This window comes from Paenibacillus peoriae KCTC 3763 (assembly GCF_000236805.1).
Taxonomy (GTDB): domain Bacteria; phylum Bacillota; class Bacilli; order Paenibacillales; family Paenibacillaceae; genus Paenibacillus; species Paenibacillus peoriae.
The window spans coordinates 44735-63224 of sequence record NZ_AGFX01000001.1 but is presented as its reverse complement, the minus strand read 5'-3'; the positions used below and the strand labels follow the sequence as shown (position 1 = coordinate 63224).

Annotated in this window: 12 protein-coding genes; all 12 read right to left on the bottom strand. The window is 46.9% G+C overall.

What is annotated here, in order from left to right; genetic code table 11:
- Positions 1-41: 41 nt before the first annotated feature.
- The 12 genes from cydC to KQI_RS0100145 all read right to left on the bottom strand — a co-directional run bounded on the left by cydC (position 42) and on the right by KQI_RS0100145 (position 18295).
- Positions 42-1829 (bottom strand): thiol reductant ABC exporter subunit CydC, encoded by a 1788-nt coding sequence (gene cydC, locus KQI_RS0100215; protein WP_010344625.1) that lies wholly within the window; start codon positions 1827-1829, stop codon positions 42-44.
- Positions 1810-3615, bottom strand: a complete 1806-nt coding sequence (gene cydD / locus KQI_RS0100210) for a thiol reductant ABC exporter subunit CydD (RefSeq protein ID WP_010344624.1) — start codon at positions 3613-3615, stop codon at positions 1810-1812. Before cydD ends, cydC begins: the two co-directional genes overlap by 20 nt.
- Positions 3615-4628, bottom strand: a complete 1014-nt coding sequence (gene cydB / locus KQI_RS0100205; protein ID WP_010344623.1) for a cytochrome d ubiquinol oxidase subunit II — start codon at positions 4626-4628, stop codon at positions 3615-3617. Before cydB ends, cydD begins: the two co-directional genes overlap by 1 nt.
- Complete coding sequence (locus KQI_RS0100200; protein ID WP_010344622.1) at positions 4615-6021, bottom strand: cytochrome ubiquinol oxidase subunit I; 1407 nt, start codon at positions 6019-6021, stop codon at positions 4615-4617. The genes cydB and KQI_RS0100200 overlap by 14 nt, the downstream gene beginning before the upstream one ends.
- Positions 6022-6395: 374 nt before the next feature.
- Positions 6396-8036, bottom strand: a complete 1641-nt coding sequence (locus KQI_RS0100195; RefSeq protein WP_010344621.1) for a response regulator transcription factor — start codon at positions 8034-8036, stop codon at positions 6396-6398.
- A complete protein-coding gene (locus KQI_RS0100190) occupies positions 8029-9819 on the bottom strand; it encodes a cache domain-containing sensor histidine kinase (protein WP_029389960.1) in 1791 nt (596 codons plus the stop codon). Before KQI_RS0100190 ends, KQI_RS0100195 begins: the two co-directional genes overlap by 8 nt.
- Before the next feature lie 177 nt (positions 9820-9996).
- Positions 9997-10578 carry a peptide deformylase gene (gene def, locus KQI_RS0100185; protein WP_010344619.1) on the bottom strand — a complete coding sequence of 194 codons (582 nt, stop codon included), beginning with the start codon at positions 10576-10578 and terminating at the stop codon, positions 9997-9999.
- A 903-nt stretch (positions 10579-11481) separates the two neighbouring features.
- Entirely contained in the window at positions 11482-12198 is a 717-nt protein-coding gene (locus tag KQI_RS0100175; protein ID WP_010344618.1) for a hypothetical protein, read from the bottom strand.
- Positions 12199-13962: 1764 nt separating this feature from the next.
- A complete protein-coding gene (locus KQI_RS0100160; RefSeq protein WP_010344613.1) occupies positions 13963-14937 on the bottom strand; it encodes a polysaccharide pyruvyl transferase family protein in 975 nt (324 codons plus the stop codon).
- Positions 14912-16291: a lipopolysaccharide biosynthesis protein gene (locus KQI_RS0100155; protein ID WP_010344612.1), complete on the bottom strand. Its 1380-nt coding sequence runs from the start codon at positions 16289-16291 to the stop codon at positions 14912-14914. Before KQI_RS0100155 ends, KQI_RS0100160 begins: the two co-directional genes overlap by 26 nt.
- Before the next feature lie 69 nt (positions 16292-16360).
- Complete coding sequence (locus KQI_RS0100150; RefSeq protein ID WP_010344611.1) at positions 16361-17314, bottom strand: glycosyltransferase family 2 protein; 954 nt, start codon at positions 17312-17314, stop codon at positions 16361-16363.
- A gap of 39 nt (positions 17315-17353) precedes the next feature.
- Complete coding sequence (locus KQI_RS0100145; protein ID WP_010344610.1) at positions 17354-18295, bottom strand: glycosyltransferase family 2 protein; 942 nt, start codon at positions 18293-18295, stop codon at positions 17354-17356.
- Between the last annotated feature and the right edge of the window lie 195 nt (positions 18296-18490).

Genomic DNA, 18490 nt, shown 5'->3' with positions numbered 1-18490 from the left:
TGCTTGAATTATTTTATCGAGGCTTGATCTTCCCTGTGATGTCACAAACGTGGATGATCCAGTTCATACAGGTTACGGTAGCGGGACTGCTCCTGCCAAAGCTGTTCATGACTGCCTCGCATGGAAATGCCGCCTTGCTCCATGAAGATCACCTCGTCCATATGCTCCATTCCTGTCAGATGATGCGTGATCCAAATCAGTGTTTTGCCCTCCAGCACACGAAACATCGTCTGCATGAGTTCATGCTCTGTCGGCGGGTCAAGCCCTACCGTCGGCTCATCCAGTAAAACAATCGGGTGATTTTGCAGCAAAATCCGTGCCAGTGCAATGCGCTGCCTTTCTCCACCCGAAAAACGAAGGCCCGTTTCCTGCATCCGCGTATCGTAGCCCTCCGGCAAAGAATCAATCAGGGCTCCAAGCCCCACCTGTTCCGTTACCGCACGAACCTCTTCCAGCGAAGCATCGGGTCGCCCCAACCGAATATTGTTCGCTACCGTCGTATCGAACAAATACGGCTGCTGGTTTAATACCGCAAACAAGCTGGAATACGCTCCACCCGTATATACAGGTACACCAGCGACAGTGACGCTCCCTTCTTCCGGCTGCAATGCTCCTTGAATGAGGTTTAACAATGTAGATTTGCCCGCACCGCTGCGGCCAAGCAGCGCAACCTTGCCTCCCTGCGGCACGCGCATGGAAATATTCCACACGCTCCAAGCCTGTTGTTCCGAATAGCGATAGCTTACATTATCCAACAGCAGCTCGCCTGCATTGCCAGATTGGCGCACAGCAGCATGTGTCCCCGTTGCTTCAGCTGTAACATCTGTTGCTCGCTGTTCTTTATCCACAGCAGGTGTATGCGTATTTTTCTCTGTATCCTTCAATCGTCGCAGCGAATCCTGATACTCCGGTGCATGAACCACCGCTTCTCCGGCACGAACAAAGGCATCCAGCAGCGGAAAGGCCGTCAGCGCAAAGGCGGCCAGCCATGTGGCTTCAAGGTGATTTTGTGCTACCAGCCCTCCGGCCCATGCCGTCATGATCACAATTCCGCCGCCGACAACGCATTGTGCAATCCAATGGGAGCGCCACTCTCCGCGCCGAAGCGAATTTTCCACCATAGCAGCCTTGTTTTGTCGCCCTGCAAAGGAAGCGAGAAAACGCTCGGTCCGCCCGCTCAGCACCAGATCACTCATGCCGAACAAAGCATCGGTGAGCTCCTGGTATGCTTTGCTCCGTTCCCGCTTGAACGTTCGCCGTTTGGCGAGTGAGGTCCACAGCGATATGGCCGGGGCAATCAAAAGCAAATATGCACAATACAACGCCATCAGCAGAGCAAAAGTCCCGTCCATCCATCCAAGCGCTGAGATGCCTATCGCATAAATCAGCAGTGCCGATAAGGCAGGCAGGACCAGCTTCAAATAGATATTTTGCAGCTGGTCAATATCCTCTGCCAGCAATCCCAACAGGTCCCCTGTACGGAATTTGCTGCGAATCATCAGCGCTTGCGGCTCTACTGCCCGGTAAAGCCGTACCCGCATACGGGACACCAGGCGCAACGCGGCATCATGCCCGACCAAACGCTCCAGATATTGAATGACGGCTTTACTAAAGCCGAATGTTCGCACAAGCACAATCGGCACGTACACCATCAATATATTTTCCGGTTTTAGAGCCGAACGGGTAATCAGATGACCGGACGTAAAGAGCAGCGCGCCTGCACAACCAATCGCCAGTGCACCCAAAAGCGCCGCCGCCAGAAAGGCCCAGCAATATTGTCTCAAATAAGACAAAAACCAGCCTTGACCGCTATTGTCCACCGCTCTCATATTGTCTGCCCCCTTCTTCCGTCATTCCTGTCAGCAATCGGAAATATGCTCCCTTGCGTGCAACCAATTGCTTATGAGTGCCTGCTTCTTCGAGACGTCCTTGATGCATCATCCAGACACCATCCATATCCGGCATCCAATGGAGCCGGTGGGTGGCAAGAAAGATTCGCTTGTGCTGCAAAACGGTCAAAATCGTCTGCTTCAGCTCCCATTCCGTCTCAATATCCAGATGTGCGGTTGGCTCATCCAATAAAATGACCGGACGATTGCTCAGCAAAGCACGTGCCAAGGCAATCCGCTGCGCCTGTCCTCCACTCAGTGTCCGGCCTGCTTCACCAATAGGCTCATCCAGCCCACCAGGAAGTCCATCCACCAGTTCGCGGAGTCCTACCGCATCAATCGCCCATTCCACCTGCTCGTTGGATGCCTCCGGCTCATAAAAGCGGATATTATCCGCCAAAGAAGTGCTGAACAGATATGGATGCTGCGGAATATAGGCAATGTGCCGCTGCCATTCGGCTTTGGCATCACCGACTAAAGGGCATCCATTCAGGCTCAGCTCGCCCGAAGTCGGATCGGCAAAGCCGCCAAGCAAACTGAGCAGCGTTGTTTTACCTGCACCGCTGGCTCCGACGATGCCGATCATGTTCACGTGCGGCTCGATGCTTGCAGATACATGGTCAAGCCTCGCGGAGCCGTCCTCATTGAGGAGGCACACATCCGACAGTCTCAGAGTTTCCTGCCCTGTGATGGCTAGACCATTACCATTGCCGCCATGACCACCATTTTTAGCATTAACCGCGCTGCCACGACCCGAGAAAACTTCTGCGGAATCGGTGTCTCGCTCATCTTTGGCCAGAATAGAGCGCATCGCGCCCCAAGCCTCTTTGCCATCCAGCGAGGCATGATAGTCTGATCCGAGCTGACGGATCGGCATAAAATAATCCGGGGCCAGGATGAGTACCATAAGCGCTGCCTCCAGGCCCACCGATCCACTAATCAGGCGCAAACCCAAGCCCACCGCCACAAAAGCGACCGACAGCATGCTAAAAAAGTCGAGAGCAAATGAGGAAAGAAACGCGACTCGCAGCGTACGCATCGTGGCCGCCCGGTATTGGTCGCTGACCTTCCCGACAGTTTCCCCATGCTCTCGGCTGCGGCCCAGGAATCGTAAGGTCTGCAGCCCGCGCAACGAATCCGTAAAATGATGCGACAGCAGACGGTAGGAACGCCACTGCTTGTCTGCCTGCTTACGCGCCGCCAAGCCGAGCAAAATAAAGAAGCCCACCAGGATCGGCATTGTAATCGTCAAAATGACACCTGAAATGACATCCAATGTGAAAACATATACAAGCACCAGTAAAGTTACAGCCAGCATGTCTATCATACGAGGGATGGACAGCTCCAAATACGTGCGAAAACGATCTACGCCGTCCAGCGCCAGCGTTACCAGCTTGCCGCTGCCTTCCTTCGCGGCAAACCCCGGCCCACGCTCGAACAAACGTGCAAGCAGACGCTCCCGCAAGGAAGCGCCTGCTGCTTCGGCAAAACGGCCTGCTGTCCGACGTTGCAGCCAAATCACCGTATGCCTTGCTGCAAAAGCCGCCAAAAACAGCGCCAGTGACGGCCAAGCCATCACCAGCGGATTCTTTTCAAATAAAATCGTCACCGCCTTCGCCAAAAAGGTCGCTTGTGCAATCACAGCGGCCCCCTGGAGAAGGGAAAGGGCGGCCAGCAGCAGCATGACTGGCCGAATGCCCTTTAATTCAAACCATGCTTTATCCATTAGTATTCCAAATGATCCTTTTCACTGAGACGTTTATGGAAAACGAAATAGCTCCACGCCTGGTAGGCCAGCACAAAGGGTAAAAGCGTTGCTGCAACAATCGTCATGGCCTTCAGCGTGTAATGACTGGAGCTTGCATTATAAATTGTTAAATCAAATGCACTGTTGATCGAACTCACCATAAATCTCGGGAACAAGCCGACGAATAATGAAACGAAGCTCAGCAAAATGATGGCACCCGTCATTCCGAAGGCCCAGCCTTCACGGCGTTGCTTAAGGAAATACCATGCGAGCACATAGGCGACAATTCCGACCGCAACCGCAGCATACATAAAGGGACCACGACGTGCGAATAAATCCGTTGCAAAATAAGTCCATACCACCATTCCGGCGAGTAAAATACCCAATACCGGCAGGAATTTGGACGCGATCACACGAGCGCGGTCTCTCACCTCTCCAACCGTCCGCAGTGAAACAAACGTCAGTCCATGCATCAGGCACATCCCGACCACGGTCAGTCCGATCCATACCGTATATCCGTTGAACACATCGGAAAATCCCGCTTTTAAATCCATGTTTTGCTGAATCGGTACCCCCTTTACAAGAGCGGCAAAAGCCATACCGAACAGCATGGGCGGCAGGAAGCTGCCTACTAGAATGCATGCATCCCACGTGCCTGTCCACCACTTGCCTTCTGCCTTGCCACGGAATTCAAAGGAAACTCCACGCAAGATCAAACCTAGCAGGATGAACACAAATACCAGGTAATATCCGCTGAACATGGTCGCATAAAAGTGCGGGAAAGCGGCAAACATCGCACCTGCCGCCGTGATTAGCCATACCTCATTGGCATCCCAAAACGGACCAATCGTATTGATCATCAAACGTTTTTGCTGGTCATTACGCGGCACCAATCCTGTAGCCATCCCCACACCAAAATCGAAACCTTCCAGAAAGAAAAAGCCGGTAAACAGCACAGCGATCAACAAGAACCATAAATCATTTAACGACAATGGTGTCACCCCCTTGAGCAAATGGATCATGAATGACCGTATGCTGATGCGGCTCAATATCTGGACCTTTACGAGCCGTACGAGCAAACAGGAATGCCAGTATACCCGTTAAAACGAGATACAGCGTCGTAAATGCAATCAGTGAGAACAGCACTTCTCCTGCTACAACGGTAGGTGAAACGGAATCTTTCGTTTGAAGCAAACCAAACACGGTCCACGGCTGGCGCCCCATTTCGGTCATGATCCAGCCCGCAGTATTCCCAATGAATGGAAGCGATATCCCCCACAGCATCAGACGGTAGAACCAACGATGCGAGCCCTCCAATTTTTTGCGCAAACTCAGGTAAGCTCCGTATAGAGCAAGTGCAATCATGGCACATCCCGCCGCAATCATAATGCGGAAGCTCCAGAAGGTAGTACGCACTGGCGGGATATAATCACCCGGACCGTAGCTTTTTTCATACTGTGCCTGAAGCTCCTTCATACCAGGCACGGAGCCGGAAAACTTGCTATACGACAGAAAACTCAGTGCAAACGGAACTTTAATCTCAAAGGTATTCTCCTGCTGTCCAGGATCAATCCACGCCACAACCGTCCAAGGCGCCGGATCGCCGCTGTTTTCCCACAGGGCTTCACTGGCAGCCATCTTCATGGGCTGTGTTTTGACCAAATATTGAGCCTGTCCATGACCAAACAAAGGAATAGCAATGGCACTGATTAATGCAACAATAATACTCAATTTAAAAGAAGGCTTAAAAAAGTCCATATTCTTTTTATGCATCAGCTTCCAGGCACTAATACCTGCTACGAGGAAAGCCCCGGTTGCAATGGCGGCAAATATGGTGTGAGGGTACTCCCACATAAGCTGCTCGTTCGTTAGCAGAGCAGCAAAATCCTGCATTTCTGCACGTCCATTTACGATCCCATATCCTACGGGACGCTGCATGAACGAATTGGCAGCCAGAATCCACAAAGCGGAGAGCATCGTACCGATGGAAACCAGCCACATACAAATTAAATGGACACCCTTGGACAGCCTTTCCCAACCGAATACCCATAAGCCGATAAAAGTGGATTCCAGAAAAAATGCAAGCAGTGCTTCAATCGCCAGCGGCGTACCAAATACATCGCCGACAAAACGGGAAAAGTCGGACCAGTTCATCCCGAACTGAAATTCCTGTAAAATCCCGGTTACCACGCCCACTGCAAAGTTGATTAGCAGAAACGTTCCCCAAAATTGAGCCATTTTTTTGTACAAATCATTTTTTTTGATTACATACATGGTCTCCATGATCGCCACCAACAGTGACAATCCAATGGAGATCGGCACGTAAACAAAGTGAAGAATCGTGGTTGTCGCAAACTGCAACCGTGCCAATTCTAATACGTCCATGATGTTATTCCTCCCCCTGTACTTTTCTTAAGAATCGCATGCTAAATTAGTCTCTGAAGCCAACATTCAAACTTTGTGATAACATTCACTTTGTCGCATATGAATTGATCATTTTTTTATCATGACCCGACTTCAGAATAACAACATTATATAGAATAGATTTGAATGAAATAGAATCGAAAGTGTGAACACCGTGTCAAAGTTGTGTCGTAACGATGGCAAATTTGTGAAATCGACTCAAATTCTCTAATTAGTGTGACATTTGCGATTGATCTACTTCAATTTTTTCTCACAAAAAAAGTCTCTCTTCGTTCGGAGAACCTTCCTCCGACATCTGCAAGAGAGACTTCATAGAATGATACCGAGGGAATCGATTAACAGCCATCCGTCCCTCCGTTATTCTGAACCCGATTACGGTAGGAGGAAGGCGACATCCCTGCGTACTTTTTGAATTTGCTATGAAAATAATCAGCATTCGCATACCCCACACGACCTGCTACCTGATGCACCTTAATTCCCTGTGCAAGCAATTCCCTGGCTCGCTCAATCCTTACTTTATCCAGGTAGGCATTAAAAGCCTCGCCGGTATGGCTTTTAAACAGTTTGCCCAAATAACCACTGTTGTAGTGGAACATGTCTGCCAATAACTCCAGCCGCAAATTTTCATCATAGTGACTATGTATGAAATCTATCATTTGCTTCATAATGATCTCCTTGCCGCCTGAGTCAGTCTGACCTATCCATTGCAATATATGCTCAACAGAGTGATCGACCAGTTCGCCCAGTGTAGAATAGGCATATACATCGGTAATCAAGCTCGAATGCTCCTCCAACACCGCTCGGCTCTGATCCTGTCCAGTCGCATACTTATTGAGCGCCAACGTAAACGCCTGGGCAAATGCCGCCTTAATTGCAGCTTCCGTGCGATAAACCTGAGGAAATTGGACTTCCATTTCCTTTAATACACGTAACGCCGCTTCCCGGCTTGCCATGTCCAGCGCATAGTAAAGCTTTTCTGCGTAACGCGCGGGGTCTACTGTTTTATTGGACGCCTCGTCCATTCCGGCGTTCATCGCTTCCAATGGATGCAGATCACTGAAGAGCATCACCCTTTCCATCCCAAACAGAAAGGTACGCTCTAATAACCGCAGCGCCTGTTCAAAAGAGCTGGGAATATCGGTTAGTTTCGCCACCGGATCACCAGCAGCCACATAAATCTCGGTTGCCCACGGCTTTAGCTCTTGTCGCCAGGAAGCCAGCAGCGCGGCAGCCTTTTCCTCTGTTCTCACCGTGGCGGGAAGCAGCAGGCCTGTATAGATTCCGGCCTCAAACACCATGCCTCTACCCTGCTCCCGACACATCTCTGCCAGACGCTGTTTGGCTGCCGATTGCCGGGCTTGCCGATCCCAGTCAGGTATCCGCAGATCCAGCAAAATAATCTGATAGCTGGCCCAATCCAAAGCCGGCAGCGCCAGATGCTGCCCGTACTGTTCATTTTGTCGTATCTCTTCATCCAAAGGACTGCCAATTTCCCTTGAATCGCGGATAGCCCTATCCGCTTGAACCGGGAACAGCAGTGCTTCAATCCAATCACGGTCATGGTGAGAAGCACCTCCCCACTTGCCGTTTTCCTTTTCGTCGTCAATGCTTCGTCGTACCCGTTTCAGCTCTGTCGTCATCTCTTCCTCATCGACAGGCTTCAACAAATAACCATCCACTCCGAAGCCCATGGCTTGTCGGGCATAATCAAAGTCTGCATATCCGCTTAATATAAGAAAATGGAACGGCTCACTGTTCATTTCACGTATGTTCCGTATGACCTCCAGCCCACTCATGCCTGGCATACGAATATCGACAATAACCAGCTCCGGCTGGTGCTCTCCGAATTTTTCCAAAGCCTCGCGCCCGCTCCCTGCTGTATCTACAATCCGAAAGCCACAATCCCCCCAGTCAATAATGGAGGACAGTCCCTCTCGAATCGCAGGCTCATCATCCACAATCATCGCTTTATACATTCGAACCTTCCTCCTTGGGTATGGAAAAGTATACGGTTGTTCCTGCCTGCAACACGCTTTCAATCTGCAGACCATAACGTTCGCCATACATCAACGTTAGACGTTGGTGGACATTACGCAGACCAATACTACTCCCTTCCGGCTCATCCGTTCCCTTGATCCGTGCCAGCAGGCGGGCCAGTTGCTCTGCTTCCATGCCAATTCCATCATCCGCTACTTTAATGTGCAGCTCTCGTTGCTCCATTGTGATATCTACTTTTACCGTAACCGGCTCTTCCTTATTTTCGAGGCCATGAATCACTGCATTTTCCACCAGCGGCTGTATGATTAGAGGAGGGATGGATATGTCCTCAGCGTGCTCTTCCAGATTCACTTCATAGATCAAACGATTCCCGAATCGGAACTGCTGAATTTGCAAATAGGACCGCACCATATCCAGTTCCTGACGCACCGTCGTTGTACCGCTGCCAATCTCCAGATTCCGCCGCATCAGCCTGCCAAGCAAACGCACCGTCGTTGCAATCTCGGCTTCCCCGTTCAGATGCGCCTTCATTCGGATAGACTCCAGCGCATTAAACAGGAAGTGCGGATTAATTTGACTGGCCATCATTTTTAGCTTGATATCCTTTTGCGCCAGTTCGAGTCTGTTATTTTGCTCACTCGCTTCGTATACCTGCGTCATGAGTTGGCGGATGCTGGTCACCATATAGTTGAAACGGCGGGATAAATCCCCGATCTCGTCCCTTCCCTCCACACTTGACACCACATGGAAATCGCCTGAGGCTACTTTACCCAGTTCATAGCTCAACCGCTGTAGCCGTTTGGTAATGAGCCACGAAATGATGGTAATCAAAATCAGCGCCATGATCAGTACCGCAAGAACACATAATGCACCAATCAGGCTGACCCGGTTCGCCCCCTGCACGATATGTTCCGTCGAAAATACCGAAATAATTGTGAATCCGCTCACACTTGAGGTCGGCAGCAGCTCATCCACAATAATGTTCGAGGGCTTTCCGTTTATTTTGGCTTCATATATACCTTTACCCGCCCGCTGGACATCAAAGCCCAGATGTAAACCTGCCAATGTCTGCCCCACCGATTGTGGATTCGTTGCTGCGACCACAATCCCGTTGCGATCCGCAATCAGTGTTTCAAACGGCTCCTTGCTCAGCATATGATTCAGCTCCGTCTGACTCAGCGCTATCATCAAAACTCCCTTGGTATTGTATTCGGGAAACGGAATTTGCCGCACCAGACTCAAGCGATTAACCGGATTATCCTCTTTATCCTGAATATAAAACCAGTTAATTGCTGTCCCCTTCAAGGCCGTTTTGAACCATTCCTGACGCTCTATGTTGGAGTCCACTGGAATAAACTCCAGATTATTGACAAGCGTCGGATTATATGAATAAAACCGGACGGTAGCAATTTCTCGATATTGCTGCACATACTCATTAAAATCCTTGTATTGATGATACGCATTCATTAGCTCAACCATGCCCGAATAACGGTGGTTCGCCATTTCCCTGAGCCTTTTATCGAACATCAGCCCATTGGAAATATCTGTTGGCACACGCAGTAAATTTGCAGTCTGGCTCTTAATCTTTTCCACATTGTTTACCGTCTGGGCAATCGCACTGTCAAGTGCCTGCTGACGCAAATAAAAAGTAACACAGCCGCCCACCACCAGCACCGGGATCATGACAATCAGCACGTAGGAGAAGAGCAGTTTATTCCGCATGCGCATATTGTTCATCAAATGCCTTACTCCACGATACATGCCATCCCCCCAGTAAAATAAGCGCTTACATTTCCGTGTATATCTCACATTTATCAGTTCAATGTATGTGACTACAGGTATATGACTCCAGTTTAAAGCTTCGCAACATATATATCCATATTTTCTTGAAAATTAAAAATGTGGCGAACGAAGTCACCACACTTTACGGATCATGAACTATTTGCGCACAAAAGGTTCAATATGAACTCCCTGTGGAAGCTTATGCGGATCTTCCGGATTGATGCGGTCATAGAACATAATACCGTCTAAATGGTCCATTTCATGCTGTACCACAACCGCTGCATAGCCTTTGAAGGTCAGTAGCTCCTGCGTTCCGTCCGGCAAATAAGCCTTGATGCGAATTTTTTCATAACGCGGAACATATCCGGGTATGTAACGATCCACTGACAAGCATCCTTCACCCTGTTCCAAATAAATCATGGATGTGGAGTGGCTGACCAGCTTCGGATTAAACAACGCATACTCTATCGTTTGGTCTCCATCCTCATAATAGATAGCGCACATTCTTTTATTCAGACCTACCTGGTTGGCGGATAGCCCTACACCCGGGCGCAGCTCATAGCGGGTGGCCAGCTCTTCATTTTGGCTATTTTTCAGATAATCCAGCATCCATTGCATCTGTTGAAGGTCCTCTTCAGACAGCGGCAGGCATACCGGATCAACCTTCGTACGCAAAATCGTTTCCCCTTCACGCACGATATCCTTGGTGAGAAGCATGTCCATCGATTGATTGCTCATTCGTCAGCCTCGATTCATTTTTAAATAATTATATATCATGTGATGTTATGCAAAAATCGGGTAAACCCCCGGTTTTCTGCAAGTTTTATCCCATAAATTATATCTATTTATGAAATGAATTGTCAAAATAAAGCGACGTTTGGAGTGAAATTTTTGTGCAATAGCGGTCGCTACGCGGACGGATCATTCTTCCGATCGCTGTTGCCCGCGGATTTCCTGATTATAGTTTTTATAGGTAGAAATCCGGGGGCAAAGGCGAACGCTAACGCTTCTTCAGAACGATTCCGCCCTCTCCGCTGCTGTTTTGGTTGCACGATCATGCTAACACTTGTATTGAAAATTTAATGTCAACTTACTTCTCTAAGCTATAGTTCATATCTTTTTTTCTAAAATTCTAGCCATTAAATATTCATGAGCTTAATTGTTCACCAGCTTGACTAGATATTTTTTATCAAATATTTATGGTAAAATACTATTTTTTTGCTTGTTTCACAAATTTTATATCCTACATCAATAATATATTACGTTATTAATTAGTAGAATATAATTTATGCAGTAGTGTTCATCCAGAACTTTAGACACTTCTTTTGAAAGTAAACCTGTGAAGCCTAAAAAGAAGAAATTTGAAGAATTATATAAACGGGATATAGTGTGGTTAGAAAATGATTTGAAAAGAAGCTTGATGAGGAAGGCGCAGAAGGGAGAAAAGGGGAAAAAACTCGTATTATTAATGAGGCTCTTAGAATGTACTTTAAGGAAAATTGATATTTAATTTTATGTGTACATAAAACATTTACGTAAATGTTTATAAAAAAGGCTCCCCAGAGTTTACTTAACTTGGAGGAAGCCTTTTCTGTTTCTCGCTTATAAATAGAATAATAAGAAAAAATACCAAATTATTAATTAATATGTTTGTAATTGTGAGTTTACTGAACTGTTGTTAACATATAAAAATAATTTGTATGTAGAGCTAAAGTAACCATTTATTTTGACCCAAGTAAATGTCAAGGTTGCACGAGCAGGTCTTGAGTCAGTCTGTTTAGGTTGATCAACAACTAAATTATCTCCACTTGAGTATCCCCCAATTATATCAACATAAGGATCATAAGCGTCTGATATATAGCTATAGCCACCTTGAACTAATGTATAATCAGCAAAAAATCTTGCTTTAACGAAAGAAGTTTCTTCTCTCACTGTTGCATTTGTAAATGTTCTATAACCAGTTCCTCCTGAGGCATATCCCCCTGAAACATCATTTGGAGTAATTACATGTTCTTCCTTTATTTTCGCGTTTGTAAGATCTATTGTTGACTGAATTACGGAACCATCAGGAAATGTGGTTCTTTGTATTTTCAAACCATCTGATGATTCTGTTTCACTTGTAATACCAGTACCTTTTTTTTCTGGATTGTCAGAATCAGGAAGTTCTCCCACCTTAATCTTTTCTATTAGACTTTGTTGTACTTCTTTAGAAAGACCCAAATCATTTAAATGATCAGATATCTTATCTAAATCCTGACTTGAAAATGTAACAGAAGGGACCTCACTTGCAAAACTAACGGGTGCTACTGAAAGTAAAAGAGAAGCGGACAATATTGCAGATGCTACAACTTTTTTCATGTTCTTCCTCCTCTAATATGGTATGATACTTTTGAAGATTAACATATTATGTATTTATATGTCAAATATTATTATAATTGGAGGTAATCTCTATGTTTGATGAATTATTTCTTCATGAAATGTCTATACTTTTTCTCTTAGGAAGTGAAATACTGCTCTTAATTTTTGCTCTTATTTTTATCATTAACATCTTTAGAAAAAACAAAGCAATGCATCGATTAGATGAGATTTTAGCAGAAACAACCCAACTAACAAAATCGAAGTAAGGAGAGGATTCTAATAGGGACCTGGACTATATCTGTAACCATGATCTACTGGTTCTGCTTTATTCATATTTTTATATGTTCATGTGCGTTGATCTACCTCTTTAAAATAAGAAAAATAAATAAATTATTCCAAAGAAAAATAGAATTGCTTAGTAAGCATATAGAAATACTAAAAAATCAGCTAGACAAAAAATATTAAGTTGCCAGAGAGGTTATAATTTCCCGTTTTAATTACATTTACTTTGCGGTGGTATTAGCTTCGCTGGTACTACCCATATATCATTGTAACCTCATATTTCTACAAAAAAGAGTTGTAGATTTTTGTCAACAACATCAAATTAAAAATACAAACGTAAATGTTTATAATTACGTTTATGTAAACGTTTTTGTTTCCGAAAAATAAAGGTATTATATAGATTGAACTCGTAAATTATGAGCCACCCAAATGGGTAAAGAATTAATAAGAACCCAGTAAAAGGTGGTGATCCGAATGACAACGAAGGCCAGACGCTCTCTGAAATCTCTGCGATTCTCGGTCGCTCGTTTCCTGCCATCAGTGGATACTGTAAAAGCTATCGGGAACAGGGATTACAGGGGCTGGATTTCATAGATTACCCCGGCGGACTGAAGAAACTCACACCATCTCAGGAAGAGCAACTAAAGACAACCATTACTAAAAAGAAACCTGTAGATGTCGGCTTTGAGGTCAAATTCACCTGGACCTTACAGCTTGTTTGTACTTGGGTTCATCAAGAATTAGATGATGAGATACAAAGATTACTATCTATAAAACCTTCTGGAATATATCTAATTAATGGGGCTGCCTATGATCGAAACGGCAATTCGCTAGAAAAAAATAATTCCGGGGCAATTAGCACTCAAGGTAAGCTATCATGGGCAGTTAAGTTATTAAGAGCAGCGTGGGATAAATTACCAAAAGGCGTTCGAAATGCAATAGGCGGCACTGCAGGATTTGCTACTCTATTAAGCATCATAGATACCTATACAGGAGCCGTTGAGGACGCTGTGCTGGAAGGCTATAAGGCACTAGACATGTCGGATACGGTGGCTTGGTGGGTAACAAAAGCCTTAAATGGCGTTTGTTTTGTGACTTGTCAAAAATTCTTGTTAAAAAAATGAATGCTAATACAATTAAAAATACAATAACTATAGCGGTTAGCAGCATTCCTATTCCAGTCCAAAAACCGTATTGAAAAGCACTTATTATATTTTCAGGAGAAGTAACGAGATTCACCAGCGTTGCTATAGCTATGATAATCACAGTATACAACAATGATTTTTTTAACATTTCAGGAATCTTCCTCTCATTATTTTGATTATTATACATTATTTATTAAAAAGATAATTTTTTTTATTTTCTATAGCCTATATATTAGAGCATCAAGCCAAAAACCTCCTACACCACAAAGGGTCAGGAGGCTTTTTTGCATTCCCGTACGTTCGAAGCCGCATTTCAATATTAAATAACTTCCTTATATTAAGACGGCTGCTCTAATTCCTCAGGTGCATCGTTAAACAGCCTCGCCTTGGGATTTGGCTGAGTCCAGGTATTATAATATTGGGAATTTTTGCCATATGAATTGTCAATGACCATATGCGGCATGTCGAGCAGACAAGCCAGAATATGACCGTGCAGCCGTGAGGTGCGAACCTCGCGGTAAGAGCTGAACAGCGTGACCGCTTTGTTCATCAGATGGTCAGTGTATTTGTACCAAAAGGTACGCGTTGGCAAGGGTCCACCGATTTTTTTATTCAGACGGTAAAACTTTTGGAAGTAGACAATTCCCTTCACCTCCAGCGGAGTGAACAAAGTGTCCCAATCCAGACGATGGGCTGCATGGGCCTCGTCGTCAAATTTCTTTTGCCCCCCTACCGTTTCAATATCGGTACGCAGGAAGTACAGTACGTCCTTCACGGTTTCCGTAGTCGGCTTTAACGGCCAGAGCTGATGCGCCATATCAGGACATAGCGTGATGTTGCATTGATTCAGCTTCTCCTTGGCCCACTGATAAGAGCGTGTGTCACGTACAAACATATGTAGATCGGGGTGGCCATTGAACAGGGCAGCGACCTCATTGGCCTTCTGTTCAGATTGAAAGTGGATCGTCTGCGGCATGATGACAATTCGGTGGTTAGGGAAATCGCGAACGATGCGTTCTCGCAAATTTTGATGATTTAAATACAGATCGCCGAAATTGCCGCCGCCGTGGCACACGATAATCCAGTCGCCCGGAATGTGAAGCTGATCGGGAATATCCATGGCGCTGTAACGGGCACGGACATGAATACCGTTATCCTTGAAGAATGCCTCGGTGCCTTTCATGATAAGGACGTCCCCACCATTATTATAAACGGGATAATCGACATAAATGATATTCGAGCCTTGAGGGACTACGTCGAGAATGACGCTCAGCTTATTTTTCAGTTTAGCCATGGGATGCGAATTCGGCATCTTTCAGTTCTCCCTTCCTGCGCTTCTTTTGTATGGTCTGAATGACAAACGTGATGTCACTTTTATCAAAAATGATCCGTGATAGCGGAACATTAAAAAACATAGGGAACGAAAACAATGAGAATGCCAGCCGTACACAAGCGCCTACGAGCAAAGCAATGGCAATACCGTCCAGACCAAAAATCGGTGTACAAATAAAAAACAAACCAACGGTGATCGCATAGGCTACAATTTGCCGGAACAATACAAGCCCCGGACGCCCCAGCGCGTTAAAGGCCGAAGCCAGAATCCAGGAGCCGCCACCGATAATACATTCCAGTGACAGCAGGTAGAACGTTAGCGATGCTTCCAGAAAAGCGGGCCCGTACAGCAAACCCAGCATGTATCGTCCAATGAAGAGAGCAGGCACGATAACGATCAACATGGCAGCCATCGAGATGCGGAAAGCACGGCCGACTGTTTCGACAATTTTGCTGTGCTCCATCCCGGTCACCTTGGGGAAGGTTACGTTAGTGACGGCGTTTTGCACCACATTGAACACACGCGACAAGGCGTAGACAACAGAGTATAGGCCGAAGGCTTTGGGGGACAGCAGCGCCACAATGACAATTTTGTCCGTTTGTGTGGACAGGGTCCCCATCAACTCCATCCCGTAGACTCTCGCTCCATAGCTATAATAAGGGCGGAGCACCTCACGACGGGTAAACAGGCGAAAAGCACGCAAATTCATATGCTTTCTCAAACGGAGGAACGCCCACATCAGCGCAAGGAGACTTGCCGCAAAATTCACCGTCCCCGCCAGCTGCACATTGAGCAAGCCCATCAACCACAGTGTCACCAGGCCGATGAAGTTCAGCAACGGGTAGTAAAACAGCAGGCCGTTGTAGACGCTAAAGCGATCCAACCCTTGCGACAGAGCCGTCGTCAGTGCTGTAAGCACCGCGAGCGGTATCGCTGCGGCACAATAGAGCTGAGACAGCTGGATAATATCCGCCCCATAGCCACTAAGCCACATGGGCATGCATATCCAGGCCACAGCCCCAGCCAGCAAACTGGCAGGCAGTTGAATCCACAGCGACAGCGACAGCAATTCTTCTGTCGTACCTGTTTTCTTCTTGATGTTATAAATGAGTGATGTGGGCAAGCCGAAGCTCAATACACTGCCGATCAGCGTTGGCCACAACAGAACCGCTGCCAGCTCCCCTTTCCCCTCTACTCCGAGCATACGCGCGGTCAGGATGGAGGTCAGGGTCGTAACGATCAGTACAAAAAAATTGTTAAAGCTCGTACGCATGATCGTTTTGGCAAGACTGTCACCCGTGAATACTTTCCTTGCTGCTGTCCATGTGCTCATGTCACGTCCAACTCCCGTTCCTTATTAAACCTTATTTCTGCTCACATCGCGTCTTCCGCCGCACCTCCATCAGCCTGCCGTTTTTTTGGAATTGCGTTCAGGCAGCTGCCCTCCGCCAAGAGGCTCCTTCTGACTTGAAAAGATCGCCTTCAACGCTCTTCTGTAGCCTTGAATGGCAGCATGATTTTTCCGAGGTCTCTCTCTCAAAATCTGATATAGTGTCGTCCAGTACAACGCTGCATAACCAATCGGTCCGGAACGCTCGTCCCGCAGCAGATGAATATGGTTCATCACCCGCATATAAGTGACCTGCTCCATATTGTCGCGCGAGGACGGCGATTCGTGATGAAGCAGCGTGAGCGCTGGATTGATGTACAACGGGCCGCTTTTCATCGCGATACGCGAAAGCAACAGATCCTCGCCTACGCTATAGCTTTGCAGCCAGGATACCGGCTCCAGACCACGAATAGCCTCCCGGCGAAATGACATATTACACCCATGGAAAAACTCGGTTCGGAACGTCTTCTTCGCCTTGTGCCAGTTGTACATCGAGCCGGACTGACCGCTGAGGGACAACCTGCCCTTGGACAAAGACTGCTGAAATGACAGCAGGCAACGAATCGTCCCCATAAAACTGTTGCTCATTCCCTGTGCAATGCCGCCGATACCAGCAGCTTGCGGATAAGCTTCATAAGTACGCATTAACTCATTCAAATAGTTGCTCGGCAGCTCCACATCATCATCAAGGAACAAAATAACGTCACCCTGCGCAAGCTCAACCGTCTTCACACGCGATAACCATAAACCCGGCTGCTCCTTGCGATGATATCGAAAGGTAATACCCACTCTGTCCAGCTGACGCTCATAACGCTCCAGCACATGCTCCGGCAGTTCTCCATCGTCGATAACCCACAGCTCGGTTTCACATCCCTCCGGTGCTCCGCCGATAGCAATTGAATTGATGCATCGGGTCAGATCGTCAATCCGATTTCGGGTGCACAGGGAAATGGACAAGCTTAACATCATACTCCCCCTTTATCCTGTAAATGTGTGTAGAACAGATTACTGAACCGCCGGGCCTAAATACTCGTTGTATTTTTGCTTGCGCGGATTCAGAATGAACAACACCCCCTGCCTGTACCCGTCTGCGGCATTAAAATTGCGGCGCAGCGTTTCTTTGAGCATCAAGTAGGACAAGGTCCATAACAGGGCTCCATACTGAATGGCTCCCGCCTTTTTCAGAGCGAGAAAATAATAGTGGTTGATCGCTGTAGCCTTGGCTACCTTGCCCGCCTTATCACGCGAGCTTGGAGATTCGTGATGGATGATGGTTAAGTCGGGATTGATAACGAGCTTGCCGTAACGGCTTGCCAGCTGGCACATGTACAGATCGTCAGCCACAGCATAGCTGGTCATCCATGGATATGGCTTCATATCCCGAAGCGCATCCTTTCGGAATGACATATTGCAGCCATGAAAAAATTCGGTGTCAAATATCTCCGTTGCTTCGCTCCAACGCAGTAATGAACCTGCCAGACTGCTGGGTGAAAGTTTGCCGAGGGATGGGGACATCTGAAATGTCAAAACGCCCAGCAGCTTTCCTGCCCGGCTCGAATGTAGTCCCTTTGCAATCCCTCCAACACCCACAATTGTCTTATCCTGATCATAGGTATCGAGCAAGCGCCGGATATAGAGTTGATCGTCCAACTCGGCATCATCGTCAAAATACAGCACGATATCATACTGCACGAGAGACAAGGCTTCATAGCGGGATAGCCAAACACCGGGACGAGTTTTTTTATGATACTTCAGAACGCCTTGGGGCAACCCGGACACCATGTCACGATATTGCTCGACCTGCCCGCCGGAAATATCACCGTCATCAACAATCAGCAATTCTACAGCCGTATGCTCCAGCTGCTGCTGTGCTGCAATAGACTGTATACAGCGTGTCAGGTCTTCGATCCGGTTGCGGGTGCAAATGATGATGGAGACATCGGACATGCCATTACCTCCTGTGAGTATCCAGAAGCTTTGGAAGTGATATTCAAACTTTTTCCAATTGCTGGATTATATATGCTTATTGTATCTTTGACAGCGTTTTAGTGTATATACCTCTTTTGTATACTTTTTCAGTCACCAAAAGGGTAGACTATACTCGAAAAAGGGCAAAAAAAGAAGATTGGCTTCTAGCGCCAA